Origin of the sequence: Streptomyces sp. NPDC012637, assembly GCF_042954805.1 — a bacterium.
In the GTDB taxonomy this organism is placed as follows: Bacteria; Actinomycetota; Actinomycetes; order Streptomycetales; family Streptomycetaceae; genus Streptomyces.
This window is the reverse complement of sequence record NZ_JBIBDS010000004.1, coordinates 367551-394499: the sequence shown is the minus strand read 5'-3', so window position 1 is coordinate 394499 and position 26949 is coordinate 367551. Positions and strand designations below refer to the sequence as shown.

24 protein-coding genes are annotated in these 26949 nt (G+C 72.1%); 11 read left to right on the top strand and 13 right to left on the bottom strand.

The window, feature by feature from the left end; all coding sequences use genetic code 11:
• Positions 1–62: 62 nt before the first annotated feature.
• From ACFY8W_RS18795 to ACFY8W_RS18770, 6 genes are all read right to left on the bottom strand, one after another.
• Positions 63–611 (bottom strand): proteasome activator, encoded by a 549-nt coding sequence (locus ACFY8W_RS18795; RefSeq protein ID WP_391106199.1) that lies wholly within the window; start codon positions 609–611, stop codon positions 63–65.
• 112 nt (positions 612–723) lie between these two features.
• Positions 724–3585, bottom strand: coding sequence for an FtsX-like permease family protein (locus tag ACFY8W_RS18790; RefSeq protein ID WP_391106197.1), 2862 nt, complete (start codon positions 3583–3585; stop codon positions 724–726).
• Positions 3582–4322, bottom strand: coding sequence for an ATP-binding cassette domain-containing protein (locus ACFY8W_RS18785; RefSeq protein ID WP_391106195.1), 741 nt, complete (start codon positions 4320–4322; stop codon positions 3582–3584). Before ACFY8W_RS18785 ends, ACFY8W_RS18790 begins: the two co-directional genes overlap by 4 nt.
• Before the next feature lie 194 nt (positions 4323–4516).
• Positions 4517–5161, bottom strand: a complete 645-nt coding sequence (locus ACFY8W_RS18780; protein ID WP_391106193.1) for a helix-turn-helix transcriptional regulator — start codon at positions 5159–5161, stop codon at positions 4517–4519.
• Positions 5162–5257: 96 nt separating this feature from the next.
• Positions 5258–6055, bottom strand: a complete 798-nt coding sequence (locus tag ACFY8W_RS18775) for a hypothetical protein (protein WP_391106192.1) — start codon at positions 6053–6055, stop codon at positions 5258–5260.
• A 120-nt stretch (positions 6056–6175) separates the two neighbouring features.
• Complete coding sequence (locus tag ACFY8W_RS18770; protein WP_391106190.1) at positions 6176–7828, bottom strand: protein kinase; 1653 nt, start codon at positions 7826–7828, stop codon at positions 6176–6178.
• Positions 7829–8105: 277 nt separating this feature from the next.
• Between ACFY8W_RS18770 and ACFY8W_RS18765 the strand changes: the two genes are divergently transcribed.
• Complete coding sequence (locus ACFY8W_RS18765; protein ID WP_391106188.1) at positions 8106–9788, top strand: protein kinase; 1683 nt, start codon at positions 8106–8108, stop codon at positions 9786–9788.
• 31 nt (positions 9789–9819) lie between these two features.
• On the opposite strand, the gene ACFY8W_RS18760 is transcribed toward ACFY8W_RS18765, so the two are convergent.
• The 3 genes from ACFY8W_RS18760 to ACFY8W_RS18750 all read right to left on the bottom strand — a co-directional run bounded on the left by ACFY8W_RS18760 (position 9820) and on the right by ACFY8W_RS18750 (position 12131).
• Positions 9820–10851 (bottom strand): phosphotransferase, encoded by a 1032-nt coding sequence (locus tag ACFY8W_RS18760; protein ID WP_391106186.1) that lies wholly within the window; start codon positions 10849–10851, stop codon positions 9820–9822.
• Between the two features lie 15 nt (positions 10852–10866).
• Positions 10867–11328 carry a pyridoxamine 5'-phosphate oxidase family protein gene (locus ACFY8W_RS18755; RefSeq protein WP_391106184.1) on the bottom strand — a complete coding sequence of 154 codons (462 nt, stop codon included), beginning with the start codon at positions 11326–11328 and terminating at the stop codon, positions 10867–10869.
• A 143-nt stretch (positions 11329–11471) separates the two neighbouring features.
• Positions 11472–12131 carry a response regulator gene (locus tag ACFY8W_RS18750; RefSeq protein WP_391106182.1) on the bottom strand — a complete coding sequence of 220 codons (660 nt, stop codon included), beginning with the start codon at positions 12129–12131 and terminating at the stop codon, positions 11472–11474.
• A 337-nt stretch (positions 12132–12468) separates the two neighbouring features.
• Here ACFY8W_RS18750 and pdhA point away from each other — a divergent pair, with 337 nt between their 5' ends.
• The 8 genes from pdhA to ACFY8W_RS18710 all read left to right on the top strand — a co-directional run bounded on the left by pdhA (position 12469) and on the right by ACFY8W_RS18710 (position 20861).
• Positions 12469–13647, top strand: a complete 1179-nt coding sequence (gene pdhA / locus ACFY8W_RS18745) for a pyruvate dehydrogenase (acetyl-transferring) E1 component subunit alpha (RefSeq protein WP_391106180.1) — start codon at positions 12469–12471, stop codon at positions 13645–13647.
• A gap of 2 nt (positions 13648–13649) precedes the next feature.
• The gene (locus ACFY8W_RS18740) at positions 13650–14630 is read left to right on the top strand and encodes an alpha-ketoacid dehydrogenase subunit beta (protein ID WP_093875189.1); all 981 of its coding nucleotides are present in this window, start codon (positions 13650–13652) and stop codon (positions 14628–14630) included.
• Positions 14631–14661: 31 nt separating this feature from the next.
• Positions 14662–16047 carry a 2-oxo acid dehydrogenase subunit E2 gene (locus ACFY8W_RS18735; RefSeq protein ID WP_391106865.1) on the top strand — a complete coding sequence of 462 codons (1386 nt, stop codon included), beginning with the start codon at positions 14662–14664 and terminating at the stop codon, positions 16045–16047.
• A 191-nt stretch (positions 16048–16238) separates the two neighbouring features.
• Positions 16239–16586, top strand: a complete 348-nt coding sequence (locus ACFY8W_RS18730) for a hypothetical protein (protein WP_391106178.1) — start codon at positions 16239–16241, stop codon at positions 16584–16586.
• Between the two features lie 108 nt (positions 16587–16694).
• The gene (locus ACFY8W_RS18725) at positions 16695–17966 is read left to right on the top strand and encodes a hypothetical protein (RefSeq protein ID WP_391106176.1); all 1272 of its coding nucleotides are present in this window, start codon (positions 16695–16697) and stop codon (positions 17964–17966) included.
• The gene (locus ACFY8W_RS18720; protein WP_391106175.1) at positions 17950–18720 is read left to right on the top strand and encodes a hypothetical protein; all 771 of its coding nucleotides are present in this window, start codon (positions 17950–17952) and stop codon (positions 18718–18720) included. Before ACFY8W_RS18725 ends, ACFY8W_RS18720 begins: the two co-directional genes overlap by 17 nt.
• 165 nt (positions 18721–18885) lie before the next feature.
• Positions 18886–19548 carry an FCD domain-containing protein gene (locus tag ACFY8W_RS18715; RefSeq protein ID WP_391106173.1) on the top strand — a complete coding sequence of 221 codons (663 nt, stop codon included), beginning with the start codon at positions 18886–18888 and terminating at the stop codon, positions 19546–19548.
• Positions 19545–20861: an MFS transporter gene (locus tag ACFY8W_RS18710; RefSeq protein WP_391106171.1), complete on the top strand. Its 1317-nt coding sequence runs from the start codon at positions 19545–19547 to the stop codon at positions 20859–20861. The genes ACFY8W_RS18715 and ACFY8W_RS18710 overlap by 4 nt, the downstream gene beginning before the upstream one ends.
• A 154-nt stretch (positions 20862–21015) precedes the next feature.
• On the opposite strand, the gene ACFY8W_RS18705 is transcribed toward ACFY8W_RS18710, so the two are convergent.
• Positions 21016–21843, bottom strand: a complete 828-nt coding sequence (locus ACFY8W_RS18705; protein WP_391106169.1) for a maleylpyruvate isomerase family mycothiol-dependent enzyme — start codon at positions 21841–21843, stop codon at positions 21016–21018.
• A 172-nt stretch (positions 21844–22015) separates the two neighbouring features.
• Between ACFY8W_RS18705 and ACFY8W_RS18700 the strand changes: the two genes are divergently transcribed.
• A complete protein-coding gene (locus tag ACFY8W_RS18700) occupies positions 22016–22798 on the top strand; it encodes a nitrilase-related carbon-nitrogen hydrolase (protein ID WP_391106167.1) in 783 nt (260 codons plus the stop codon).
• A 50-nt stretch (positions 22799–22848) separates the two neighbouring features.
• Here ACFY8W_RS18700 and ACFY8W_RS18695 read toward each other — a convergent pair whose 3' ends face one another.
• Positions 22849–23457 (bottom strand): hypothetical protein, encoded by a 609-nt coding sequence (locus ACFY8W_RS18695; RefSeq protein WP_391106165.1) that lies wholly within the window; start codon positions 23455–23457, stop codon positions 22849–22851.
• A gap of 210 nt (positions 23458–23667) precedes the next feature.
• Positions 23668–25131 carry an aminotransferase class I/II-fold pyridoxal phosphate-dependent enzyme gene (locus ACFY8W_RS18690; protein WP_391106163.1) on the bottom strand — a complete coding sequence of 488 codons (1464 nt, stop codon included), beginning with the start codon at positions 25129–25131 and terminating at the stop codon, positions 23668–23670.
• Positions 25132–25204: 73 nt separating this feature from the next.
• Here ACFY8W_RS18690 and ACFY8W_RS18685 point away from each other — a divergent pair, with 73 nt between their 5' ends.
• Positions 25205–26416, top strand: coding sequence for an aminotransferase class V-fold PLP-dependent enzyme (locus ACFY8W_RS18685; RefSeq protein ID WP_391106161.1), 1212 nt, complete (start codon positions 25205–25207; stop codon positions 26414–26416).
• 41 nt (positions 26417–26457) lie between these two features.
• Here ACFY8W_RS18685 and ACFY8W_RS18680 read toward each other — a convergent pair whose 3' ends face one another.
• Positions 26458–26949, bottom strand: coding sequence for an LURP-one-related family protein (locus ACFY8W_RS18680; RefSeq protein ID WP_391106159.1), 492 nt, complete (start codon positions 26947–26949; stop codon positions 26458–26460).

The following is a 26949-nucleotide window of genomic DNA, read 5'->3' as shown; positions in this document are numbered from 1 at the left end:
GCCCGGCACACCGCCTTCACGGTGTGCCGGGCCCCGAGCGTCTCGCGGAACCTCGGAGCTGTCTACAGATACGGCCCCGAGCCGACCGCGCGGCCGCGCTGCGGCCCGTGGTCGTCGTCATCGTCGTGCGACGAGCCGGGCGGCAGTGCGCGGCGCATCTGCTCCAACTGGGCCCTGGCGGCCATTTGCTGGGCGAACAGCGCCGTCTGGATGCCGTGGAAGAGGCCCTCGAGCCAGCCCACCAACTGGGCCTGCGCGATGCGCAGTTCCGCCTCCGAGGGAATGGCCTCGTCGGTGAACGGCAGGGACAGCCGCTCCAGTTCCTCCACCAGCTCCGGGGCCAGCCCGTCCTCCAGCTCCTTCACCGAGCTGGCGTGGATCTCCTTGAGCCGAACACGGCTGGCCTCGTCGAGAGGTGCCGCCCTGACCTCCTCAAGCAGCTGCTTGATCATGCTGCCGATGCGCATGACCTTCGCAGGCTGTTCGACCATTTCCGTCACCGGGACCTCGCGGGATTCGTCGTCACCCGTGCCGCCGAGCGCCATCCCGTCCTGGCCCACGATGAGGACCTGGGGGCTCTCCGGCGACCTTTCATTCCTCGGCATCTCCATGCCGCCATTCTCTCGCACGAACGCCTCATCACACGGTGTGCCCCTGGAGGAGGGTGATCCACCCTCCTCCAGGGGCACGACCCGGCAACGGACTCGACGGGCCCGCGTACGCTCAGTGCGCGGCGCGGCGGGCCAGCGCCCCGCGGGAGCGGGTCACCAGGGCCGCCAACAGGGCGGCTCCGAGCGGTACGGCGACCAGCAGGGCGGCGAGCGTCTCCCACGGGACGACGACCGGCACGACCGGCGGCTGGAGGTCGCCCCAGCCCTCGTCCATGGCCCGCTGGTAGAAGTTCATCTGCTCGCGCTCCTCGGTCAGCCTGAGCCCGACGGCGGGCAGGACGCCCGCGGCTGAGCCGAGGACCACGCCCATCGCCGCGACGACTCCGCACTGGAAGCCGCTGAGCGTACGGCGCACCCGGGGCGGGGCGCCGACGGCGGACAGGGTCTTCAGGTCGGCCTCGGCGTCGGCCTGGGCGAGACCGGTCGCGATGCCGGCCGCGCCGATGGTGACCAGGCCGGCGAAGACGGTCAGCGCGAGCAGCACGATGCTGTTCTTGCTGACGTAGCCCTCCTCCAGGGTCAGGTCGACGCTGGAGCCCAGCTTGGCGATCTCACCGTCGAGTTTCTGCCGCTGCTCGCTGCTCGGCAGGTGGTCGGTGGTGAAGTACGCGCCCATGGGCACCGTGGTCAGTCCGGCGGCCTTGGCGGCGGCCGGGCTGAGGATGCTCTGCACGCCGTACGAGAGCGGGGAGCCGGGCACCAGGTAGGCGGGGAAGGACTTGATCTCGCCGGGGAGCGGCTTGTTCTCCTGGGCGGCCTTGTCGTAGGCCTCGTTGTCGGTGATCAGCCGGATGCCGACGGTGCCGTTCTTGTCGATCTGCGGCTTGGAGAAACTGACGAGCTTCCCCTCGGCGAGGGCCTTGGCGGCGCCCGGGTCGGTGATGCCGAGGACCTTCAGGACGCCGGCGTCGGCGACGAGCATGTTGCCCTCGACGTAGACGCCCTCGCCCTGCATCGACCGGCAGCGCCAGTCCTCCTGGTAGAGCTTGCGGCGCTGCTCCTTGGTGAACCGCTCGGAGGGGTCGGACCCGTCCGGCATGGCGGCCCACAGGGGGCACTCGTTCGCCTTGGGGATGACGATCTCGAAGCGGCCGCAGCCCTTGCCGCCGTACGTGTCGCAGCCCTGCCTGCCGACGGAGATCCGGGAGACGTCGGCGCGCACGTCGACGGGGAAGGAGCGCTGGACGGCCTCGCGGACGGCGGGGGCGTCCCGGCCGCCCTCCTCGGTGACGATGGCGGCGACGGCGCCGTGCGGCAGCCTCGGCTGGTACGTGGCCAGGCCCTCGGCGTCGCGGCTCGCGGCGTACGTGGAGACGGCGACGGTGCCCGCGACGGCGGCCAGGACGGCGGCGACGGCGGGCGCCGTACGGCCCCGGTTGCGGACCGCGTCCCGTAGGGCGAGGCGCGGCGAGAGCGGCAGCCAGCGGCCGCTGCGGCCGAACAGGCCGACCAGCGCCGGGGTGAGGGCGACCACGCCGAGCTCGGCGATGGCGGAGCCGCCGGCCACGATGACGAACTGGTCGGTGACGACCGAGCCGTAGAGGGCGATCGCGGTGCCGATGGCGACGGCGACGAGGCCGATGACCGGCAGCACCCGGCTGGAGCGGCGCACGCCGCGGCGGCCGGTGAGCGAGGCGAGGACGGTGGTCCGGGAGGCGGTGATCGCCGGGACGATCGCGGAGAGCAGACCGGTCAGGACGGCGATCGCGGCGATCCCGAGGAGCTCCAGGGGCCGCACGTTGAACCCGCCGAACCGCTGGCCCATGTACTCCTCGAGGAGCGGCCGGAGCGCGAAGGTGAGGACCACCGCGAGGACGGTTCCGACGACGGCCGCGGCGACACCGATGACGAGACCGCCGCTGAGGACGATGGCCCGGATGTGGCTGCGGGCACCGCCGTTGGCGCCGACGAGGCCGAGCTGGCGGCGGGAGCGGCGGGCGCCGACGGCGAACGCGGGACCGGCGAGCAGGGTGATCTCCAGCATCGCGAGGCCTACCACGGTGCCGACCGCGGCGAGCGCGGCGGCGTCGGCGCCCGCGCTGGTCTCGTAGGAACCCCAGCCCTCCTTCTGGAACAGCGGGACCTCGGAGTCGGCGGGCGGGGCGAGGACCACGGCGCGCGAGACGACGACGACACCCTTGGTGTTGATCTGCTGCACGCTGTTCCACGTGAAACCACCGGACTTCTTCACCAGGTACACGGTGTCGACGTCGGGCTTCGGGATGCCGGCCTTCTCGACGGCGTTGCCGTACGGCGCGAGGAACGCGCCCGGCAGGGCGTTGACCTGCTCGACGTTGAGGTCGCTCGGCAGCTCGTACGCGCCGGTGATCCGGTACTCGCGGTCGAAGCCGCGGGCGGTGAGCGTGGAACCGACCGAGAGACCGCTGTTCTTCAGGAAGGCGGTGCTCGCGGCGAGCTCGTCGCTCTTCTCCGGGAAGCGGCCGTCGGTGAGCCGCATGATGCCGCGGGCGACCGGGTCGGCGGCCTTCAGCTCACGGACCTCGGTCTGCAGCAGACCGTGGGTGGTGGTGAGTTTGGCGGTGCCGCGGCTGTCGGTGAGGACCGTGGCACCGGCCGGGACGGTCTTGGTGACGTCCGTCGGCCCGTTCGGCCAGGGCTTGTTGGCGCCGTCGTAGTCCTCGACGGGTGTGCTCTGCTCCCCCTTGGGGTCCTGGAGCAGCGGAACGCCTTCGACATGGCCGTCGGAGAAGCGGGCGTCGGCGGCGCCTATGGACCTCTCCAGCTGCTGCTCCGCGGTGAGTTCGGAGCTGCGGAACGTCAGGTCGAAGGCGCTGACGCCGAGGATCGGCAGGGCGATCATGGCGAGGACCAGGAAGCTGCGGCCCTTGGAGCGCCAGGCGTCACGGCGGGCGATGCGGACCGCGGCCCGCCAGGAGTGGAACCAGGTCGTCACCGCTGCGCCGCCCGGCCGGTCAGGAGCGAGTCGGCCTCGCTGCGTACGGTCTGGTCGACGACGGCGCCGTCCCGCAGGAACACGACGCGGTCGGCCCAGGCGGCGAACCGCGGCTCGTGGGTGACCAGGACGCCAGCGGCGCCCGCGTCGCAGCGGGAGCGCAGCAGGGCGAGCACGGACTCGCCGGTCTCGGAGTCGAGGGCGCCGGTCGGTTCGTCGGCGAGGACCAGCCGGCGGTCGCCGACGAGCGCGCGGGCGATGGCCACGCGCTGCTGCTGGCCGCCGGACATCTCGTCGGGGAAGCGCTCGGCGAGGTGCCCGAGGTCCATCTCGGCGAGCGCGGCGAGGGCTTCGGCACGGGCCTTGCGGGCGGAGACGCCGTCCAGTTCGCGCGGCAGGGCCACGTTCTCGGCCGCGGTGAGCGCCGGGATGAGGTTGTAGTCCTGGAAGACGTAACCGATGCTGCGGCGGCGCAGCGCGGCGAGCTGCTTGGGGCTCGCGGCGGTGATGTCCGTGTCCTCCACGATCACCCGGCCGGAGGTGGGGCTGTCGAGGCCGCCGGCGATGGTGAGCAGGGTCGACTTGCCGGAGCCCGACGGGCCCATGACGGCGACGAGTTCACCGGGATGGACGTCGAGGTCGATGCCGCGCAGGGCGTGCACCTCGGTGGCGCCCGAACCGTGGACACGGGTCAGGTTCTGCAGACGCAGCACGGGCTGCTGCTGTGTGGTGGTCATGGAATCCCCCTCGGGCGTACGCGGGCGAACGGCCGTGTGCGGAACGGCTGCTGACGGCGCCGGACGTACGGTCTGGGTCTGGTCTGGGTCTGGGTCGGTCGGACTCTGGGTCGGTCTGGCTCTGGGCTGGGTCCGGACCGGTCTGGGTCTGGCTTTGGGCTGGGTCTGGACCGGTCTGGGTCCGGGCTGTCCGGTCAGGACGAGCGGGTGGTGCTGCCGGCGCGTGGTGTGACCGGGGGGATGTGCCCCTTCGGCGCCGGAGCCGCCCGGGAGGCGGCGGCCGCCGCCGAGAGGCGGATCAGTCGGGCCTCGCAGTGGTCGAGCCAGCGCGCCTCCGCCTCGGTCTGGAAGATCAGCTGCTCCAGGACGAGCAGCCAGGCGACGTCGTCGCGCTCCTGTGCCCCGGGGTCCGCGACCGCCTTCTCGACGGCGGTGATGGCCTGCGCCTTGAGCCGGGTGTAGTCCTGCATGGCCTTCACCGTGTGGCGGCGCTGCGACTGGATGACGTCGCGGATGTCGACGCCGGACGCACCGACGGCCATGGCGAGCTTGATGGCCAGCTCGTCACGGGCCGGGCTGGTGCGGTCGACGGGGTTCTCGAACCAGCTGAGCAGCTCGGCGCGACCGCTCTCGGTGATCGCGTACAGCGCGTGGCCGGCCTCGTCCTCGCCGTCCTGGACGACCATCCCGTCCCGTTCGAGGCGGTTGAGCGTCGTGTACACCTGGCCCACGTTGAGCGGCCAGGTGGCACCGGTGCGGGACTCGAACTCGGTACGGAGCTGCGAGCCGTAGCGAGGGCCGCGTTCGAGGAGGGCGAGAAGCCCGTGGCGGATCGACATACCGAGTATGTATACCGAGTAAGTCGACGGTCACAAGCGTCCTCCGACGGACCTCGGGGGTCCGTCTCAAGGGGGACCCGGGCGGTCGCGGAGGGCTCAGCGGCGTCGCATCCGCACCCCGAGGAAGCCGATGCCGAGCCCCATCAGAGCGAACCCCACACCCAGCGTCAGCACGGGAACCTGCCGGTCGGAGAGGCTCGTGGTGGCTTCCGTGCCGATCCGCGGCGCCGCCGCCGGCACGCGCTCGTGCGTGGGATCGGCGGCCGGGGCGTCCGTCTCGGGTACGACGCCGCCGGCCTCGTCGGGCTCCGCCTCCGACTCCCCTTCTGTTGCCGTTTTGGTACGAGCGGGGTCGGCGGGATCCGTCGAGGTCGCCGTCGGCGACTCGGAGGGATCAGACGACTCGGACGTCTCGGATGAATCGGATGACGCGGGTGACCCGGACGGGGCGGCGGGCCGTCCGGGACGCTCCCGCCCCTCGCCCGCCGGACGCCCCGCGAAGGAGGCCGGGTCGCTGGGCGCCGCCGGCTCGGAGGGCTCGGGCGGCGCTGCGGAGCCGGAGGGCACGGCGGAGCCGCTCGGCGCGGGGGCGGGGGAGACGGTCGCGGAGGGCCGTGGGTCACCGCTCGCCGTGGGTCGCGGGCGCGGGGCGCCGGTGGCGGCGGACGGCGCGGGCGCCGCGGGCACCGGAGGCGCGGCAGACGTCGCGTGCTTCGAGGGTGCCGAGGAGGTGGGAGCGGAGGCGCTGCGCGTGGCGACGGGCGGCGCCTCCGCCGCGTACGCGACCGGTCCGGGGAGTCCCGCGGCCGTCACGGCGCAGGTCAGGCCCGTCACCAGCCGGCAGGCGAGGCCGGGCGCGAGCGCCCGTGCCCGAGGACGTGGTTCTGGAGTCACCGGGTGACCCCCTCCCGTACCGAGCCGCCGAGTCGTTGGACTCAGCGTCACATGACGGGAGGGAACCGGCACTCCGGACGGGTCCGCCCGTGGGCGCCCGTCCGGGACGGCGGCCGCGGACTACTGCTGCGGCGGGTTGCCCGTGGACACCTGGAAGGTGAACTCGGCGTCCTCCTTGGTGATGTCCTGGCCCGCGGGCGGGTACTGGGTGATCACCGTGCCCTGGCCGTACGTCGCCTCGTCGACCGACGTCTCCGCCTTGATCTTCCAGCCGGCGGCCTGGAGGCAGTCCTTCACGGACTTGATGTTCTTGTACGTGAGGTCCGGGACCTCGAACTTGGCCGGGTCGCTGGAGGACTCGCGCGGCTCGGAGCACTTCTTCGGGTCGATGGTCTTCGAGTAGTCCGGACCCTTGTGATCAGGGGCGTTGCTCGCGCTCTGGCTCGGGTCGGTCCCGCCGCCCGCGTTCTGGTCCGACTCGCGGTTCATCAGCGAGATGCCCGTGATCACGCCGGCGACCAGGAGGAGGGCGATGACACCGATGGCGATCTTGTTCCGGTTCCCGCCGGCGCCACCGGCGGAGGCGGCGCCCGCGTGGTGCGACTGCACGGTGTACGGCCCGGGCACGGGCGCCGGGGCGGGCGCAGGCGTTTGGTAGACGGGCGACGGGGCCGGCGTCGGAGCCTGCTGCGGGTAGCCGTACGAGGACGCGGGGGCCGGGGTCGGCGGCCCGTACGGCCCGGGCTGCGGGGTGTGCGGCACCGGCTGGTACGGCGTCTGCATGCCGTGCGTGCTCGGCGGCGGGGTCTGGCCGACCGGCGGGAAGACGGCCGAGCCGACGCCCGATCCGCTGTTGACCGGGCCGCCCGCGACGATCATCGGAGCGCCGGTCTGGCCGGCGGAGAGCACCCGCAGGCACTCGTCGCGCATCGCGGCGGCGCTCGGGAAACGCTCGTTCGGGTTCTTCTTCAGGGCGCGGGCGACCAGCGCGTCCATCGCCGGCGTCACCGAGCGGTTCACCGAGGAGGGCGCTACCGGCTCCTCCTGGACGTGCGCGTAGGCGATGGCCAGCGGCGAGTCCGCGTCGAACGGCAGACGGCCCGTGAGCAGCTGGAACAGCATGATGCCGACCGAGTACAGGTCGGAGCGGGCGTCGACGCCGCGGCCCAGGGCCTGCTCGGGGGAGAGGTACTGCGGGGTGCCGACGACCATGCCGGTCTGGGTCATCGAGGTGACGCCGGACTGCATGGCGCGGGCGATGCCGAAGTCCATGACCTTGACCACGCCGCGCTTGGTCATCATCACGTTGCCCGGCTTGATGTCCCGGTGGACCAGGCCCATCTCGTGGCTGGTTTCCAGGGCCGCGAGCACGTCGGCGGTGACCTTCAGCGCCTTGTCGGCCGGCATCGCGCCGTACTGCTGCACGTCCGCCGCGAGCACCGAGCCGAGCGGCTGGCCCTCCACGTACTCCATGACGATGTACGGCATGACGGAGCCGTCGAGGTTGTCCTCGCCGGTGTCGAAGACCGAGACGATGTTGGTGTGCGACAGCTTCGCGACGGCCTGCGCCTCGCGGCGGAACCGTTCGCGGAAGGACTGTTCGCGGCCGAGCTCGGTGTGCAGCGTCTTGATGGCGACCTGGCGGTCCAGCGCGCTGTCGTACGCGAGGTAGACGGACGCCATGCCGCCCTCGCCGAGCAGGTCGCGCAGCTGGTACCGGCCGCCCGCTACCGAACCGCCCGCATAGCGGCCCTGTGCGCCGTCCTGGCTCATCTCGTGCTTCCCCCATACGCGCGCGTGGCGGCGCTGATCCGGAATTTCCTGGCCAAGTCTGCCCGAGGGCAGTGACACGTCAAGCCGGGCACGGGTTCGGTGCCCGATCCGTGACCCTCCGCACAGCGGATGTCCCGGAAGCGTGACAGGAACGCCACGGAATTTGCACAGGTGTACGTGCGCGGAGTTCGATGGCCGATCCGTCGCGGACCGTGATGTCGTACGGAGCCTGTAGCGTGACGACCGGACACGGCACGAGAGACGACGGCGAGGACTGATGGCACCCGAATCCGAAGCTGGCGGCGGTGTGCCGGACGCGTCCGCCGAGTCCTGGGGCATCGGCGGTGTCGTCGGCGACGGCCGCTACCGGCTGACGCACCGTCTGGGCCGCGGCGGCATGGCCGAGGTGTTCGCGGCCGAGGACGTGCGCCTCGGGCGCACGGTCGCCGTGAAGCTGCTGCGTCCCGACCTGGCGGAGGACCCGGTCTCCAAGGCCCGGTTCACGCGCGAGGCGCAGTCCGTCGCGGGCCTCAACCACCACGCGATCGTGGCCGTCTACGACTCGGGCGAGGACGTCGTCGGCGGCCGGTCGGTGCCGTACATCGTGATGGAGCTGGTCGAGGGCCGCACCATCCGCGACCTGCTGATCAGCGCCGAGGCGCCGGGGCCCGAGCAGGCCCTCATCATCGTCTCCGGTGTCCTGGAGGCGCTCGCCTACTCGCACCAGCACGGCATCGTGCACCGCGACATCAAGCCGGCGAACGTCATCATCACGCACACCGGCGCGGTCAAGGTCATGGACTTCGGCATCGCGCGCGCCCTGCACGGCGCGCAGTCGACCATGACGCAGACCGGCATGGTCATGGGCACGCCGCAGTACCTCTCCCCCGAACAGGCGCTCGGCAAGGCCGTCGACCACCGTTCGGACCTGTACGCGACGGGCTGTCTCCTCTACGAGCTGCTGGCCCTGAGGCCGCCCTTCACCGGCGAGACACCGTTGTCGGTGGTCTACCAGCACGTCCAGGACGCCCCGGTCCCGCCGTCCGAGGTCGCGCACGGCGCGCCGCCGGAGCTGGACGGCCTCGTGATGCGCTCGCTCGCGAAGGACCCGGACGACCGGTTCCAGAGCGCCGAGGAGATGCGCGGGCTCGTGCAGTACGGCCTGCAGATGCTCCAGGAGCAGGGCGGCCACACCGGCGTGTGGAACACCGGCCCGGTGGAGGTGCACGACGGCCTGCACACGCCGGTCGGCGGCGTCGCCGCGACGACCGCCATGGGTCATCCGATGCACCACGAGACCTCGCAGGGCCCGATCCTGCCGCCGATGAACCCGGACGACGGCGGATACGGCTACGACGGCGGTCACGGGGGCCACGGAGGCTACGTCCAGGACGGCTACGGCCCGCACGGCAACAAGGGCGGCAAGGGCGGACGGGGCAAGGCGCTGCTGTTCGTGGCGCTCGCGCTGATCGCGATCGTCGCGGGTGTCGCGTACGCCATCGACAAGGCCGGCAACAAGGGCGGCGGCGACACGAAGCCGCCGGCGGTCACCAATTCGCCCTCCACGAAGGAGGAGTCGCCGACCCCGTCCGAGGACCCGCCGACGCACAGCCAGTCGCCGGACTCGTCGAGCGGCGGCAACGGCGGGTGGACGCCGCCCACGTACCGGCCGACGTACCGGCCGACGACCCCGCCGCCGACGACCCAGCCGTCGACCGATCCGACGGACACGACGGACGGCGGTACGGGGACGAGCGAGGGCTCGACCGAGGGCGGCACGGAGGGCACGACCGAGGGTTCGAGCGAGGGCACGACCGAGGGCACGTCCAGCGGCACCTCGACCGGCACCTCCTCCGGGTCGGGCACCTCGACGGGCACCTCCACCGGCACGTCCACCGGGACCTCGACGGGCACGACGACGGGCACGACGACCGGAAGCTCCACCGGGACCACCGGCTGACCCACCGGCCGACGGCCGATCCGTCAGCCCGTCAGTCCGTGAACGCGTCGCGCACCGCCTCGTACTCACGGGTCCACCACACGGCCAGGGCCGACACCGCGGGGAACTGCGGGTCGGCCCTGCGGTCGTGCAGCTGGTAGCGCCAGCGCAGGGTCCAGAAGTCGTTGAGCCGCTCCCACCACACCCGGTCGACGGCCGCGGCCAGTTCGGCGCCGTCGGCGCCGGCCGCCCGCCGGTAGGCGCGCGCGTACGCCCGCACCTTGTCGAGGGCCAGCTCGCCCGCAGGCCGTACGAAGAAGATGGCGGCGGCCCGTACGGCCTCCTCGGCCCGCGGGCGGACCCCGAGCCGGTCCCAGTCGACGATCGCGGCCGGTTCCGCGCCCCGGTAGAGCAGGTTGAAGGGGTGGAAGTCGCCGTGCACCCAGCCGGTCGCGGCGGCGGCCGGCGGGCGTCGGTGGGCGTGCGCGGCGAGCAGCACCCGCCGTTCCCGCAGCCGGTGCTCGGCGAGCTCGTCGAAGCCGTCGCGCGGGCGGCGGGAGCGGACCAGCCGGAGCAGCTCGTCGATCAGCCGGAAGGTGTCCTCGGGGCGGGCGCTCTCGTGGCCGGTGTCCGGGCCGCCGCCGGGCTGCGGTGACTCCATGACGCGGGCCAGGCAGGTGTGGACGTGCCCGAGGAGGGTGCCGAGCCGGCGGGAGCCGGCGGTGGTGAGCTGGGCGCCGTCGCGGTGCCGGCCGTCGATCCACGGGTGCAGGGCGTAGCAGTGGCCGCCGATGACGGCGACGGTGCGGCCGGTGGCGTCGGGCAGCGGCGGGGCGACGGGCAGACCGAGGGCGTGCAGCCGCTGGGTGGCCCGGTGCTGCCGGACGATGGTGTCCCGGTCGGCGGTGCGGGCGTCCAGGTGCTGCTTGAGGAAGTAGGCGCCGCGGGTCGTGGCCAGCCGGTAGCCGCGGTTGAGCAGCCCCTGGGCGACGGGTTGGCAGGAGAGCGGCTGGCCCGCGTCCGTGTAGCGGCGCAGCAGGGCGCCGACCGGGGGAACCAGGGGAGGTGCAGATGAGCGCGGCACTCCGCAGATGTTAGATCACGCTACGTGGTGGAGATGTCGCTCCAGCGAGTGCACGTCCAGGGCCTGTTCGGGCTGTTCGGCCTGGTCGGACGAGTAGTCGAGGGTGTGCACGGTGACGAACCGGGGCTCGATGCGCATGTAGACCGGCTCGAAGGGTTCGCCGTCCACCGAGCGGGGTGCCCGGCCGAAGGCCGCCAGCTGTTCCTCGGTCGGCTCGATGATCGCCGCGGTGCCGGTGAACTGGACGGACCACAGGTTCTCGGCGCCGGAGGTGAGGTTGTCCGCGCCGTACGCGACGACGCTGCCGTTGCAGGCCCGGTGGTAGCCGAGACCGCGGTGCATGCGGATCAGGACGCCGCCGTCCGCCACGATGTGGCGGGCCGGGGCGACGAACGGCATCGCCCGCATGCTCGTGGCCAGCCGCCCGTACGACACGCGGTTCAGCAGCTCGATGGCGCGTTGCTCCTCGGTGGACATGGCTTCCACTCTCCGCCACCGGCACCGTGTCGGGAAAGGGGCCCCGGCCCCGGTCCACGGGGACATAGGTCCCGAATGCGGGCCGCCCGGCCCCGCGGACCCGTTCGGGTGAACCGGCCGGGCCGGGCGGCAGCGAGCGCCCGTCAGTGGCGCTCGGCCTGCATCCTCGCCACGTACGCGGCGGCCTGGGAACGCCGCTCCATGCCCAGCTTCGACAGCAGGCTGGAGACATAGTTCTTGATGGTCTTCTCCGCGAGGTGGAGGCGCTCGCCGATGGCCCGGTTGGTCAGGCCCTCGCCGATCAGATCGAGGATCCTGCGCTCCTGCTCGGTGAGATTGGCGAGCCGGTCGTCGCCCTTGGGGCTGTTCCCGTCCCGCAGCCGCTCGAGCACCCGGGCGGTGGCCACCGGGTCGAGCAGCGACTTGCCGGCCGCGACGTCCCGGACGGCGTTCAGGAGCTCGTTGCCGCGGATCGCCTTGAGGACGTAACCCGAGGCTCCGGCCATGATCGCGTCGAAGAGGGCCTCGTCGTCCGCGTACGAGGTGAGCATCAGGCACTTGACGGAGTCGTCCTGCGAGCGGACCTCGCGGCACACCTCGACCCCGCTGCCGTCGGGCAGCCGGACGTCGAGCACGGCCACGTCGGGGCGGGTCGCGGGGATCCTGACCAGGGCGTCCGCTGCCGTGCCGGCCTCGCCGACCACCTCGATGTCGTCCTCCACGGAGAGCAACTCGTGGACGCCGCGCCGCACGACTTCATGGTCGTCCAGCAGAAATACCCGGATTTTTCCTTCTTCGCGCACGCGGTCAGTCTCACATATTGGCTCTTCCCGCGCCCGGGGTGGCCGGGATAACGTGCCGGGTGTTCCGACGAGGGCGTCGGGCCGCTGTCCCATGCGCTGACCAGCGGCGAATACCCGTTTTCTCGATTTACTTGGAAATCCAAGCAAAATCGCAGGTCAAGTGGGGTTTCGCAGGAATGCCGCACTGTGGGTAACGTGCCTATGACGACGCTTGCCGGATCACCTGTCACGCCGACCCCGGCCGCGTCGCACCCACCCCGTGCGAAGGGTACGGAGAAGGCGGAGCCGCACTGGCCTCAGGCGAACCCGGAGGCTGGACCGACGGAGGAGCACGCACGTGACCGTGGAGAGCACTGCCGCGCGCAAGACGACGCGACGCAGCAGCGGCGCCAAGCGCACAACCAGCGCCGCGAGCGCGAAGAAGGCACCGGTGGCGCAGAGCGCCGAGCCCGAGCTCGTTCAGCTGCTGACGCCCGAGGGTGAGCGCGTCCAGCACCCCGAGTACGACATCGACCTGAGCGCCGAGGAGCTGCGCGGTCTGTACCGCGACATGGTCCTCACCCGCCGGTTCGACTCCGAGGCCACCGCGCTGCAGCGGCAGGGCGAGCTGGGCCTGTGGGCCTCGCTGCTCGGCCAGGAGGCCGCCCAGATCGGCTCCGGCCGCGCCCTTCGGGACGACGACTACGTCTTCCCGACCTACCGCGAGCACGGTGTCGCCTGGTGCCGCGGGGTCGACCCCACGAACCTGCTCGGCATGTTCCGCGGTGTGAACAACGGCGGCTGGGACCCCAGCACCAACAACTTCCACCTGTACACGATCGTCCTCGGCTCGCAGACCCTGCACGCCACGGGCTACGCCATGGGCATCGCCAAGGACGGCGCGGACTCGGCCGTGCTCGCCTACTTCGGCGACGGCGCCTCCAGCCAGGGCGACGTCAACGAGTCGTTCGTGTTCTCCGCGGTCTACAACGCCCCGGTCGTGTTCTTCTGCCAGAACAACCAGTGGGCCATCTCGGAGCCCATCGAGAAGCAGACCCGCGTCCCGCTCTACCAGCGCGCCCGCGGCTTCGGCTTCCCCGGCGTCCGCGTCGACGGCAACGACGTCCTGGCCTGTCTCGCCGTGACCCGCTCCGCCCTGGAGCGCGCCCGCCGCGGCGAGGGCCCGACGCTCATCGAGGCGTTCACCTACCGCATGGCCGCGCACACCACCTCCGACGACCCGACCCGCTACCGCCGCGACGCGGAGCGCGAGGCGTGGGAGGCCAAGGACCCGATCCTGCGCCTCAAGGCGTACATGGAGAACGCGGGTCACGCCGACGCGGCGTTCTTCGAGGAGCTGGAGGCCGAGAGCGAGGCGCTCGGCAAGCACGTCCGTGAGGTCGTCCGCGCCATGCCCGTCCCGGATCACATGGCGATGTTCGACCACACGTACGCGGACGGGCACGCGCTCGTCGACGAGGAGCGCGCGCAGTTCGCCGCGTACCAGGCGTCCTTCGAGGGCGGAGAGGGCGAGTAATCATGGCTGTTCAGAAGCTTCCCCTCGCGAAGGCGCTCAACGAGTCGCTGCGCAAGGCCCTGGAGACCGACCCCAAGGTCGTCATCATGGGCCTGGACGTCGGCAAGCTCGGCGGTGTCTTCCGCATCACCGACGGCCTGCAGAAGGACTTCGGCGAGGACCGGGTCGTCGACACCCCGCTCGCCGAGTCCGGCATCGTCGGCACCGCGATCGGCCTCGCGCTGCGCGGCTACCGGCCCGTCGTGGAGATCCAGTTCGACGGCTTCGTCTTCCCGGCGTACGACCAGATCGTCACCCAGCTGGCGAAGATGCGGGCCCGTTCGCTCGGCACGGTGAAGATGCCGGTCGTCATCCGCATCCCCTACGGCGGCGGCATCGGCGCGGTCGAGCACCACTCCGAGTCCCCCGAGTCGCTCTTCGCGCACGTGGCCGGCCTCAAGGTCGTCACCCCGGCGAACTCCTCCGACGCCTACTGGATGCTCCAGCAGGCCATCCAGAGCGACGACCCGGTCATCTTCTTCGAGCCCAAGCGCCGCTACTGGGACAAGGGCGAGGTCGACACCGAGGCCATCCCCGGCGAGCTGCACAAGGCCCGGGTCGCCCGCGAGGGCACGGACCTGACGCTCGTCGCGTACGGCCCGATGGTGAAGACCTGCCTGGAGGCGGCCGCGGCCGCCGCCGAGGAGGGCAAGTCGATCGAGGTCGTGGACCTGCGGTCGATCTCGCCGCTCGACTTCGACACGATCCAGGCCTCGGTGGAGAAGACCCGCCGCCTGGTCGTGGTGCACGAGGCGCCGGTGTTCTTCGGCTCCGGCGCGGAGATCGCCGCCCGGATCACCGAGCGCTGCTTCTACCACCTCGAGGCCCCCGTCCTGCGGGTCGGCGGCTACCACGCGCCGTACCCGCCGGCGCGCCTGGAGGAGGAGTACCTGCCGGGCCTGGACCGCGTGCTCGACGCCGTCGACCGCTCGCTGGCGTACTGAGGAGAGCACCGTGACCATCCGCGAATTCAAGATGCCCGACGTGGGCGAGGGCCTCACCGAGGCCGAGATCCTCAAGTGGTACGTCCAGCCCGGTGACACCGTCACCGACGGGCAGGTCGTGTGCGAGGTCGAGACGGCGAAGGCGGCCGTGGAGCTGCCGATCCCGTTCGACGGCACCGTCCACGAGCTGCTGTTCCCCGAGGGCACGACGGTCGACGTCGGCCAGGTCATCATCTCGGTGAACGTGGGCGGCGGGACGGAGCCCGCGATGCCGGCCCAGCCGGCCGCGGCCGCCGCGCCGGCGCAGGAGCCGGTCGCCGAGCCGGCCGCCGAGCAGGCCCCGGAGGGCCGCCAGCCGGTCCTCGTCGGTTACGGCGTGGCCGCGTCCTCCACGAAGCGCCGGGCCCGCAAGGGCGCGGCGGTGCCGGCCCAGGCCGCCGCCGCGATCCAGGGCGAGCTCAACGGCCACGGTTCCGCGACCGCCGGGCGCCCGCTGGCCAAGCCGCCGGTGCGCAAGCTCGCGAAGGACCTCGGCGTCGACCTGGCGACGGTCGTCCCGACCGGCCCGGACGGCATCATCACCCGCGAGGACGTGCACAAGGCGGCGGCCCCCGCGCCGGCCGTCGAGGCCCCGGCGCCCGTGGCGGCCCCGGTCCCCGCTCCGGTCGCGGCCCCGGCTGCCGCTACGGCCCAGGCGCCCGCTGTCCCGTCGGACGCGCGGGAGACCCGTATCCCGATCAAGGGCGTACGGAAGGCCACGGCGGCGGCGATGGTCGGTTCGGCCTTCACCGCGCCGCACGTCACCGAGTTCATCACCTTCGACATCACGCGCACGATGAAGCTGGTCGAGGAGCTCAAGTCCGACAAGGACATGGCGGGCCTGCGGATCAACCCGCTCCTGCTGATCGCCAAGGCGGTCCTGGTCGCGATGAAGCGCAACCCGGACGTCAACGCGGCCTGGGACGAGGCCGCCCAGGAGATCGTGCTCAAGCACTACGTGAACCTGGGCATCGCCGCGGCCACCCCGCGCGGTCTGATCGTGCCGAACATCAAGGACGCGAACGCCCAGACCCTGCCGGAGCTGTCGAAGTCCCTGAGCGAGCTGGTCTCGACGGCCCGCGAGGGCAAGACCACCCCGGCGGCCATGCAGGGCGGCACCTTCACCATCACCAACGTCGGCGTCTTCGGCGTCGACACCGGTACGCCGATCATCAACCCGGGCGAGTCCGCGATCCTCGCGGTCGGCGCCATCCGGTTCCAGCCCTGGGTCCACAAGGGCAAGGTGAAGCCCCGCCAGGTCACCACCCTGGCACTGTCCTTCGACCACCGCCTGATCGACGGCGAGCTCGGCTCGAAGTTCCTGGCGGACATCGCCGCGATCCTGGAGCAGCCGAAGCGGCTGATCACCTGGGCGTAAGGCGCCGGTCCGACCGCCCCAAGGGAAGGCTTCCGGTCGGAATGACGTGAAACACCCGGCCGGGGACGACACCGTCCCCGGCCGGGTGTTTTGGCGTAAATGCCTGTGGTGTCACACCGAAGGGCATTCCTAGAGTCGTCGCCGACCGAGAACCACTTCGCTCGACCCAAGATCGACACGAAGGGGGAATCATGAAGCTGTCGCTGAAGACGGCTCTCCGGGCCTCGACCATCCTGGGCGGAGCCGCGCTGCTCGCGGTCACCACCGCCACCTCGGCCTCGGCGACCGTCACCGCGTCACACGGAGACGACCGGGCGCAGGCCACGGCGTACTCGATGCGGGCGTACGACGGTGAGTCGGACGGCAACGGCGTGTACGCCGACGCCTACCTGGCCAACGGGGCCCATGTCTCGCAGTGGGACGGCAACGGCGCCCACGGGGACTGGGGGCCGTGGGCCACGTACAGCTCGCAGATCAAGCAGTTCCGCGTCTGTGAGGACCACAAGGGCTGTTCGGACTGGATCTCCTGGCCCAGCTAGCCCGAGTCTGACCGTTTCACGTGAAACACACCCGGTTGGGGACGGCGCCGTCCCCAACCGGGGACCTCGATACGATCAACTCCACGGTCGGGGTGGAGGTGCCGTTCGATGGACGCGACAGTGCCGGCGGATGAAGCCCGCATCGAGGATGCGCGCAACCTCTTGGTCGCGCCCTCGACGCTGCGAGACGACAACCTGATCCGGAACTTCTTCGGGTCCGTCATCACGCCGGAGGACCTCGCTTCCGGTTCGCCCGACCTCGCGCAGAAGACCGTCTACCTGTGTGGCGACCTGTCCGGGATCAGTGACCGTCAACTGGATGCGGCCGACCGGGTGTTCGTGGTCCGCGAGCTGTCGCAGGGCTACCGCGAGGACGCCGGTGGACCGTGGACCGCCGTCGGCCTCGGCCGGGTGCCCGTCCGGGTGCACGGCGTCGGCGTGTACTACCGCCGCTTCTTCGGGCCAGACGCCGATCACTTCGGACGGATCCGTGCGGAGCACGCCTTCCAGTCCCTGACGGAGTCCACCAAACCGGGAGCCGCCCATCGCAGCGGCATCTACCTGACGCCCGTCACACAGCACGGCGACGAACTGCACTTCCGCCTGCTCCGGTGCTCCACGAACCTCTCGGGGCCCACCGAGGGCTTTGGCCCGACCGACACGAGCATCGTCGAGGAGCTGAACCGCGAGGCCGCCGCCGTCTTCAGGAACCAGGCGCCGCTCAACCACGTGCTCGCGCAGATCTACCACAACACCCCCGCCACGGCGGAGCGCAAGCAGTCCAAGGCCAGGATCTCGGCCCACGCCGACAAGACCAAGGACATGCCCGCCAACGGCATCATGGCCTTCTGCACCTTCTACGACCGGCTCGACCGGCTGCAGCCGCTGGCCGAGGACGCCTTCGACCACGGAGTGAAGGGCGTCAGCGCGCTGACCAGGCTCCGGTTCCAGCTCAAGGAGCCCGTCGAGCCCGTCGAGCCGGTCGAGCCGGTCGAGCCGGTCGAAGGAGGCGACGGGGCCGCGTTCCCGTCGCAGTTCACCGTGACCCTCCATCCCGGCTCCGTGTTCTTCATGCCGCTGTCCACCAACCGCCTGTACACGCACGAGATCCGGCCCTCGGCGCTGGACGCCGAGCTGCTCCCGACCCGCCTCGGGTACGTGGTGCGCTGTTCGAGCGCCGAAGCCGTGCACAAGAACGGCGACACGTTCCTCAAGACGGCCGGAGGCGGTCTGGCGAAGCTGGAGCCGCCCACGCAGACCGGCATGGGCGAACTGCGCAGGCTGTACGCCGAGGAGAACAGGACCTCGTCCTTCATCGACTACGGCGATGCGTTCCTCTTCAGCATGAACACGGGAGACTACGTTGCCCCCCGCCTCTAGCATCTCGGACGAGATCGTCTCGCTCGTTCTGCCGCCCGAGGAGAACGTCTTCGCGGAGCTGTCCGCGTCGGTTCACTGGGAGGACGTGGGAAAAGGCCGCCGGGGCGCCGTGATCACCAAGGCCGACGAGACGGGTGGTGTGCCTCTCGTCCGCACGACCACCCGATACGGCAGTCCGGCGCAGCTTTTCCGAGCGCCGCACGAACGGCTGGCGCAACGGATTCAGGAATGCGCGGCGCTTTCGGTCGGGTTCAACAACGCTCTCGTCGAGACCTACACGAACGCTTACCGGACGATGGGCAGCCATTCCGACCAAGCGCTCGATCTTGCCGACGAGTCGTTCATCGCGCTCTTCTCCTGCTATCGGGATTCCGCGGCGAGCCCGTCGAGGAAGCTGGTCTTCGAATCGAAGGAATCCAGTGGGGAGAAGTTCGAGATCCCCCTCGCCCACAACGGTGTCGTCGCGTTCTCCGTCGAGGCGAATCGGCGGCTCAGACACAAGATCGTCTGGGACGCGCCCGCGGGGACGGCGGACAACCCGTGGCTGGGCGTGACGTTCCGGACGTCGAAGACCCTCGTCCGGTATCGCGACGGGCAGGCGTACCTGCCGCAGGGTGCGCGCCTCGTGGTGGCCGACGACGAGCGGAGGCAGGAGTTCTACCGACTCCGACGCCGGGAGAACGAGGAGGCGGACTTCGTCTATCCCCTGCTGACGTGCACCGTCAGCGAGAGCGATCTGATGCCGCCGGTCTGACCCGCCGGGCCGCTCCGGCCCGCCCATGTCGGTCCGGCTCGCCCACGTCCGTCCCCCCGCCGCTCCGACCAGCCCGCGCCGCTCCGGCCCGCCCCAGGCCGACGGCCTCGTCCGCGATGCGGACGGGGCTGCCTCTTGCACCCCTGTTGTATCTATGCTGTGCGCATGCCGTCACCAGCGCCTTTGTCCATCAGACAGCCACCCGCCGCCGACCGCGTCTACATGCACGTCAAGCAGGCGGTTCTCGACCGGCGTTACGAGGGCGGCACGCTGCTCACCGAAGGGGAGCTCGCGCAGGCCGTCGGGGTGTCGCGGACGCCGGTGCGCGAGGCGCTGCTCAAGCTGGAGATGGAAGGGCTGCTGAAGCTCTACCCGAAGAAGGGCGCGCTGGTGCTCGCCGTCTCCGCGCAGGAGATCGCGGACGTCGTCGAGACCCGGCTGCTCGTCGAGGAGTTCGCCGTACGGCGGGCCGTGCCCGCGCCGCCCGCGCTCGTCGCGCGGCTCGAGGAGCTCCTGGAGGAGCAGAAGCGGCGGGCCGCCGCCGGTGACCTGGCCGAGGTGGCCGTCACCGACCGCTGCTTCCACGCCGAGATCGTGAAGCACGCCGGCAACCACATCCTGGCCCGCCTCTATGACCAGCTCCGCGACCGGCAGCTGCGGATGGGCGTCGCCGTCATGCAGTCGCAGCCCGACCGGATCGCCAAGAACATCACCGAGCACGCCGAGATCCTGGAGCGGATCAAGGCCGGGGACGTCGAAGGGGCCGCGCACTGCGTGCGGCAGCACCTCAGCTGGGTCAAGGTCCTGGTGCGGGGTGACGAGCGATGAGCGGACGTGACGGACACGGCTCCGTCGTCAGCCTGCCGGGCGATCCGCCCGGCGGCCGGCGCGCCGCCCTCGTCTGGGGCGTCGGTGTCGCCGTCTACTTCGTCGCCGTCATCTTCCGCACGTCCCTCGGCGTCGCCGGACTCGACGCGGCCGACCGGTTCGGGGTCAACGCCTCCGCGCTCTCCACCTTCTCCATACTCCAGCTGCTCGTGTACGCGGGCATGCAGATACCCGTCGGCCTCATGGTCGACCGCCTCGGCACCAAGAAGGTGCTGACCATCGGCGTCCTGCTGTTCACCCTCGGGCAGCTGGGCTTCGCGCTCTCCCCCTCGTACCCGATGGCACTCGCCTCCCGCGCGCTGCTCGGCTGCGGTGACGCGATGACCTTCATCAGCGTGCTGCGGCTCGGCACCCGCTGGTTCCCGGCCCGCCGCGGGCCACTGGTCGCCCAGCTCGCCGGTCTCGTCGGGATGGCCGGGAACCTCGTCTCCACGATCGTCATCGCCCGGCTGCTGCACGGCGTCGGCTGGACCGCGGCCTTCGCGGGCAGCGCCGCCGCCGGTGTGGTCGTCCTCGTCCTGCTGCTGCTCTTCCTCAAGGACCACCCCGAGGGCCACGAGCCCGAGCCCGTCCCGCACGCGGGCGCCGCCTTCGTCCGCCGGCAGATCGCCGAGTCCTGGCGCGAGCCGGGCACCCGGCTCGGCATGTGGGTGCACTTCACCACCCAGTTCCCCGCCATGGTGTTCCTGCTGCTCTGGGGGCTGCCCTTCCTGGTCGAGGCGCAGGGCCTCACCCGGGAGACCGCCGGAGAACTGCTGACCCTTGTGGTGGCGTCCAACATGCTGGTGGGGCTCGTCTACGGCCAGGTCATCGCCCGGCACCACGCCGCCCGCGCACCGCTGGCGCTCGGCACCATCGCCGTGACGGCCACCCTGTGGGCGGCCATCCTCGTCCATCCCGGCGACCACGCGCCGATGTGGCTGCTCGTCACCCTCTGCACCGTGCTCGGCGCCTGCGGACCGGCCTCGATGATCGGCTTCGACTTCGCCCGCCCCGCCAATCCGCCGGAGCGGCAGGGCACCGCCTCGGGCATCGTCAACATGGGCGGCTTCGTCGCCTCGATGACGACGCTCTTCGCGGTGGGCGTGCTGCTCGACGCGACGGGTGACAACTACCGGATCGCCTTCTCCTCCGTCTTCGTCCTGGAGGCCCTGGGCGTCGTCCAGATCCTCCGCCTCAAGTCGCGCACCGCGCGACGGGAGCGGGAACGGCTGGTCGCCAGCCGCGTGGAGGCCGTGCACGTCCCGGTGTGACGCCTCCGCCCGACCCTCCGCGCCCTGCGCTCCCCGTCCGACGCTCCCCGCCCGACCCTCCGCGCACGGCCCTCCGCGCGCGGCTCTCCCGCCCGGCCCTCCACGCGCGGCTCTCCGCACGTGAAGCCCCGGGTGACGAGCGCGCGGCCCCGGATCAGTTCGGCGTCACCGCGAAGTTCGCCAGGATCGCCTGCGCCAGCTGCTCGTCGCCCTCCGCCTTGACGCGGTCGGCGACGTCGGAGGGACGGACGCGCCCGCAGGCCAGGCGGACGTACGTCTCCCAGTCCGTCGTCAGCGTCACGGCGGGGCCGAGCGACGGGGCGCCGTCGACGGTGCCGTTGCCGTCGGCGTCCACCCGGACCGTACGCAGGAACTCCACCGGGCCGCTCACGTCGAAGACCACGGCCGAGTGCGCGGGCGCCCCGGCGTCCTTGGCGACCACCTTCGGCAGCGCCTCCAGGAGCACGTCACGGGTGACGTACGCGCCGGGGGAGTCCAGGTTGCCCGGCGTGCCGAGCGTGGCGCGCAGGTCCTGCTCGTGCACCCAGCAGTCGAAGGCGCGCATCCGGTAGGCCAGTTCCAGGGTCTGCTCGGCGCCGAGGGGAGCGCGGATCAGGGCGTCGGGCTGCCGGTTCTCGTTGCGGAGCTGGCGGGCCCTGCGGATCAGGACGTACTCCAGCTCCGAGGTCATCTCCGGCGCGGTGTGGTGCCGCCGCACATCGACCTGCATCTCCATGTAGCGGGCGAAGTCGGTGCGCACGTGGTAGAGGTCGCGGGGCAGGGTGTGGATGGGTCGCGGGTCGCCGAGCATCTCGGTCTCCATGCCGATGACATGGGAGACGATGTCGCGGATGGACCAGCCCGGGCACGGCGTGGCGCGGTTCCACTCGCCCTCGACGAGCGGCTGCACCAGCTCGGCTATCGCTTCGATGGAGTGGGTCCAGGCGTCGGCGTAGTTCTGGAGGCTGGGATGGACGGTCACGGGACCCCTCGGCGGTTCTTCGTGCTCGGGCTGCTGGCGTAGCGGGCGGGCTGAAACATGACTGCGTGGAGGCTCGGACGCTAAGTTACGCTGCCCGAAGGCACCCCGGCAGTGCTTTCGTGTGACGATCGTAGGCCGGTGTTGACGGCTCGAATGCCAGGACGGTGGTAGTGTGCGCGCCTCACTGATCCAGATCGCGGTAGACCCGGACGAACCGGTCGAGGACCGGCGGGCGCGTGTGGCCCGGCTCGTGCGGGAGGAGCGGGGCGCCGCCGATCTCGTCGTCCTCCCGGAGCTCTGGCCGATGGGCGCCTTCGCCTACGAGGCGTTCGCCGCCGAGGCCGAGCCGGTGAAGGGCCCCACCCACGAGGCGATGTCCGCGGCGGCTCGGGACGCCGGGGTGTGGCTGCACGCCGGTTCGATCGTGGAGGCGGCCGCCGGCGCCCTGTACAACACCTCGCTCGTCTTCTCCCCCGACGGCGAGCTCGCCGCGAGCTACCGCAAGATCCACCGCTTCGGCTTCGACAAGGGCGAGGCCGTGCTGATGGCGGCCGGCGAGGACCTGGTGACCGTCGACCTGCCGCGGCTCACCGTCGGCGTCGCCACCTGCTACGACCTGCGCTTCCCCGAGCTGTTCCGCGGCCTCGTCGACGCCGGCGCCGAGGCCTTCGTGGTCCCGGCGGGCTGGCCGGCCCGGCGCCTCGCGCACTGGACGCTGCTCGCGCGGGCGCGCGCCGTGGAGAACCAGGCGTACGTGCTGGCCTGCGGGACCGGCGGCACGCACGCGGGCGTGGAGCAGGCCGGGCACTCGCTGGTCGTCGACCCCTGGGGCGAGGTCCTGGCCGAGGCGGGCCCCGGCGAGGAGATCCTGCGGGTCGACCTCGACCCGGCGAAGGTCACGGCGACCCGGGAGCAGTTCCCGGCGCTGAAGGACCGGGTCCTGGGCCGCCCCTGAAAGAGACCGGAAGGCCCCTGGGCCTGTCCCGGGCCGGGGCCGGACCGTCCCTAGGAGTTGGCCTCGGCCCAGAGCTCGGTGGCCCGGCGGACGCCCGCCTTCACGGCGCCGAACCGGGTGAGGGCCGAGCGGTCGACGCCCGCGAAGATCAGCGCCAGGGAGAGGTCGCCGCCCTCCGCCCGCCCGGCGGCGTGGACGGTCAGTCTCCGGCCCTTGCCCCGGCCCGACTCGCGGACGGTGACCGTCACGCCCGGGTCCTCGTCATCGCCGCTGCGGGAGAGGACGTAGCCGTGCTTGTCGAGGGCCGAGAGCCGGTAGTGGTCGCCCGCGTGACGCAGCATCAGGGCGCGCTGGTGCAGCGTCGCGCCCAGCCGGTTGCGGGTCATGTACACGATCCGGTCGCCGACCCGCAGCGTGGACCGGTTCAGGGTCGGCAGCGTGAGGTTCTCGGCGTGCATCCCGCGCGACTCGAAGCTGGCCGGGGGGAGCAGTCCGCCGCGCAGCTCCGACACCACGATCTCGGGGAGCGTGCGGGGCAGCGGGCAGACCAGCGTGATCTCGCCGAACTCCGGCGAGACGCCCCGCCACCCGTTCAGCCGCTCCGGCCGCTTCCCCTCCTGCCAGCGGTGCAGGGTGAACGGCGTGACGGTCGTGTGCACGGATACGGCTCCTTCGGACGGCGCGCGGACGAGGGCGGCGCGCGGATGGTGACGGCGGTCGGATGGTGACGGCGGTCGGACGGTGACGGCGGTCGGACGGTGATGGCGGTCGGATGGTGACGGCGCTCGGACGGTGATGGCGGTCGGATGGTGACGGCGCGCGGACGAGGGCGGCGCTCGGACGGTGACGGCGTTCGGACGGTGACGCGTTCAGACCGTGATGGCGTTCAGGGCGGCGGGCCGTGCCCTGGCCTCCGGGGCGGCCGCCGGCGCGTACTCGGCCCACGCCGCCGCCAGTCTCCGTACCGCCGCCACGAGGGTGTCGTGCGGCAGGAGGAAGTGCAGCCGCAGCATGCGGGCGCTGCCGCCGAGGGCGTCCATGGTCGAGCCGGGCAGGACGGCGACCCCGTGGCGCAGCGCGAGCTGCGCGAACGAGACGCCGTCGCCGTACGGGAGCCGTACCCACAGCGTCTGGCCGCCCGCCGCGGGCGGGCAGTCCCAGGAGGGCAGTAGCCGGGCCAGCTCGGACCGCAACAGGTCGTGTCCGGCCCGCAGTTCCGCCACGCGCGAGCGGACGATCGCGTCGAAGTCGTCGAGCAGCCGGGCGGCCACGAGCTGCGCCGGGACGTCACTGCCGAGGTCGTGCAGCGCCTTCAGCCGTGCGAGCCGCGCGATCAGCGGCGCCGGGCCGCGCACCCAGCCGATCCGCAGCCCGCCCCAGACCGACTTGCTGAGCGAGCCGAGGCCGACGACCTCCGTGCCGTACGAGGAGAGGGGCGGCGGCCCGGCGTCGGCCCCGTCGAAGCGCAGTTCGCCCAGCACCTCGTCGTCGACCAGGGGCACGCCGTACGCCTCCGCCGCCTCGACCAGGCGCCGCCCGAGCAGTGGCGGCAGGACCGTGCCGGTCGGGTTCTGGAAGCGGGGGATGACGTACGCCAGCGCCGGGCGGTGACGTTCCATCACCCGGATCGCCGCGTCCGCGTCGAGCCCGTCGCGGCCCACCGCCACCGGATGGACCACGGCCGCCGCCTCCCGGAACAGCTCGAGCGCCCCCGGATAGGTCGGCGCCTCCACCAGGACCCCGTCACCCGGCGCCACGAGGAGCCGGGTGAGCAGGCCGATCGCCTGCTGGGCGCCGGTGGTGACCAGGATCTGGGCCGGATCCGTCGGCAGGCCGCGGTGCGCGTAGCGGCGGGCGACCGCGGCCCGCAGCGCGGGCAGGCCGGCCGGGTGGTAGCCGAGGTCGTCCGTCGGCAGCACGAGACGCGCGTACGCCTCCGCGAGCGCGGCCGGCGGCGACGGCGGTGCCGCACAGCTCAACAGCAGGACGTCGTCGCCGGGTTCGAGCAGGTGCAGGAACATCGGGTTGGACGTCTCCGTCACTCGCGGCTCACCCGGCGGCGTGAGCGCGGCCGGCGCGACCCGCGTGCCGCTGCCCTGCCGGCGCACCAGGCGCCCCTCCTGCCGCAGCGTCTCGTACGCGGCGACCACCGTCGTCCGGCCCACCGAGAGCGCGCCCGCGAGCCGCCGGTCCGGGGGCAGCGCGGCGCCCGGCGGCAGCAGACCCTCGTCGATCAACTGCCGTACGCGGGCGGCGAGAAGGAGGTACATCGGCCCGCGCCCGGCCGACCAGCGGCCGAGCCAGGCCACCAGTTCGCCCAGGGACGGTGTCATTGGATCCATCGGCGGACCAATCTGCCGGGATTGGCTCTGTGGGCGCAAGCCCGCCGTCCACAGACTGGACGCCATGAGCGCCGACCTCCCCGACACGTCACGCCCCGAGACCCTCGCCGTCCACTCCCCGCAGCCGGAGATCCGCGGCAGCCGACCCCTCGGCGTGCCCCTCCACCAGGGGCACGTCTTCGCCTTCGAGAGCGCCGACGCCCTCGCCGAGGCCTTCGAGTCGCCCGACGCCTTCCTCTACAGCCGCATGGGCAACCCGACCGTCCGCGCCCTGGAGACCGCCGTCGCCCGCCTGGAGGGCGGCGCCGACGCGCACTCGTACGCCTCCGGCATGGGCGCCATCAACGGCGTCCTGCTCGCGCTGCTGTCCACCGGCGGACACGTCGTCGCCCAGCGCTGCCTGTACGGCGGCACGTACGCCGTCCTCACCGACCTGGCCGAGCGCTGGGGCGTCGAGGTCACGTACGTCTCGGGGACGGACGCCGAGGAGGTGCGCGCCGCGCTGCGGCCGGAGACCCGGCTGCTGTACCTGGAGACGATCGCCAACCCCACCACCCGGGTGTCCGACCTGCCGGCGCTGATCGCCGTCGCGCGGGAGGCGGGCGTGCCGAGCTGCGTCGACAACACCTTCGCCTCGCCGCTGCTGTGCCGGCCGATCGCGTACGGCGCGGACATCGTCGTCCACTCCGCGACCAAGTACCTCGCCGGCCACGCCGACGTCCTCGGCGGGATCGCCGTCTTCAAGGACGTCGGGACGCACCGCCGGATCCGCCGGCACGCGGTCGAACAGGGCGCCGTCACCGACCCGTTCGCCGCGTGGCTGACGCTGCGCGGACTGCAGACCCTGCCGCTGCGCGTCGAGCGGCAGTGCGCGAACGCCGCCGAGCTGGCCGGGCGGCTCGCCGCCCACCCGGCCGTCGCCGCCGTCCGCCACCCGGCGCTCGCCGGGCACCCGGACCACGAGGTGGCCGTCCGGCTGCTGCCTCGGGGCGGCGGCGGAGTGATCTCGCTGGACCTCGCGGGCGGCCGGGAGGCGGGGCGGGCGTTCGTCGAGGCGGTGCGGGTGGCCTCGCTGAGCGTCTCGCTCGGCGACGTGAAGACCCTGGTCATGCACCCGGCCTCGACCTCCCACCGCCAGCTGGACGAGGCGGCGCTCGCGGCGGCGGGCATCGGCCCGGGCACGGTCCGGATCTCCGTCGGCATCGAGCACGTCGAGGACCTGTGGACGGACCTGGCCCAGGCGCTGGAGAAGGCCGCCGCGGCCGGGACCGTCTGAGCCCGGGCTCCCGGGCCGGGGCCTGTGCCGGCCGGGCGGGGTCAGTCCTCCCGTTCCCGCTCGGCCATCCGGATCACGCACACCGCGACCGCGACGAGCAGCGCGGAGTCGGCGTCCTCCCGGACCACGTTCACGGCATAGGTGTCGCGGACGTGGAACCACTGGCGCGAGATGTGGGCGAGGAGTTCGCCGTCGTACTCGACGGTGAACTCCCGGTCCAGCACCCGCCCGCTGACGTCGAGTTCGGTGCCCTCGACGAGGGTGACGCGGTAGTGGTTGCGCAGCAGCGAGAGCCGCTTGCGGCGCACGGTCGCGAGGGTCCGCTCCTCCCGCTCGATGGTCATGGTGTCCCGCAGGCTGAACATCTTCTGCCGCAGCGTGATCAGCACCCGCCCGTCGGGATCCTTCAACTCCAGGGTGTCGCGCAGCCGCAGCGCCTTCCCGTCGACGAGGAAGGCGTGCCGGCCCAGCTCGTCCTCGATCCAGTAGTCGTCGCCGATGGCGAAGATCTTGTCCCGTACCAGGTATTTCAT

What these genes read in the sequence shown, in the direction of transcription:
- ACFY8W_RS18690 (WP_391106163.1), bottom strand. Translation starts at nt 25,131, where the DNA reads ATGACACCGTCCCTGGGCGAACTGGTGGCCTGGCTCGGCCGCTGGTCG.
- ACFY8W_RS18780 (WP_391106193.1), bottom strand. Translation starts at nt 5,161, where the DNA reads ATGTCGATCCGCCACGGGCTTCTCGCCCTCCTCGAACGCGGCCCTCGC.
- ACFY8W_RS18680 (WP_391106159.1), bottom strand. Translation starts at nt 26,949, where the DNA reads ATGAAATACCTGGTACGGGACAAGATCTTCGCCATCGGCGACGACTAC.
- ACFY8W_RS18715 (WP_391106173.1), top strand. Translation starts at nt 18,886, where the DNA reads ATGCCGTCACCAGCGCCTTTGTCCATCAGACAGCCACCCGCCGCCGAC.
- ACFY8W_RS18740 (WP_093875189.1), top strand. Translation starts at nt 13,650, where the DNA reads ATGGCTGTTCAGAAGCTTCCCCTCGCGAAGGCGCTCAACGAGTCGCTG.
- ACFY8W_RS18725 (WP_391106176.1), top strand. Translation starts at nt 16,695, where the DNA reads ATGGACGCGACAGTGCCGGCGGATGAAGCCCGCATCGAGGATGCGCGC.
- ACFY8W_RS18710 (WP_391106171.1), top strand. Translation starts at nt 19,545, where the DNA reads ATGAGCGGACGTGACGGACACGGCTCCGTCGTCAGCCTGCCGGGCGAT.
- ACFY8W_RS18735 (WP_391106865.1), top strand. Translation starts at nt 14,662, where the DNA reads ATGCCCGACGTGGGCGAGGGCCTCACCGAGGCCGAGATCCTCAAGTGG.
- ACFY8W_RS18730 (WP_391106178.1), top strand. Translation starts at nt 16,239, where the DNA reads ATGAAGCTGTCGCTGAAGACGGCTCTCCGGGCCTCGACCATCCTGGGC.
- ACFY8W_RS18685 (WP_391106161.1), top strand. Translation starts at nt 25,205, where the DNA reads ATGAGCGCCGACCTCCCCGACACGTCACGCCCCGAGACCCTCGCCGTC.
- ACFY8W_RS18795 (WP_391106199.1), bottom strand. Translation starts at nt 611, where the DNA reads ATGGAGATGCCGAGGAATGAAAGGTCGCCGGAGAGCCCCCAGGTCCTC.
- ACFY8W_RS18770 (WP_391106190.1), bottom strand. Translation starts at nt 7,828, where the DNA reads ATGAGCCAGGACGGCGCACAGGGCCGCTATGCGGGCGGTTCGGTAGCG.
- ACFY8W_RS18755 (WP_391106184.1), bottom strand. Translation starts at nt 11,328, where the DNA reads ATGTCCACCGAGGAGCAACGCGCCATCGAGCTGCTGAACCGCGTGTCG.
- ACFY8W_RS18765 (WP_391106188.1), top strand. Translation starts at nt 8,106, where the DNA reads ATGGCACCCGAATCCGAAGCTGGCGGCGGTGTGCCGGACGCGTCCGCC.
- ACFY8W_RS18785 (WP_391106195.1), bottom strand. Translation starts at nt 4,322, where the DNA reads ATGACCACCACACAGCAGCAGCCCGTGCTGCGTCTGCAGAACCTGACC.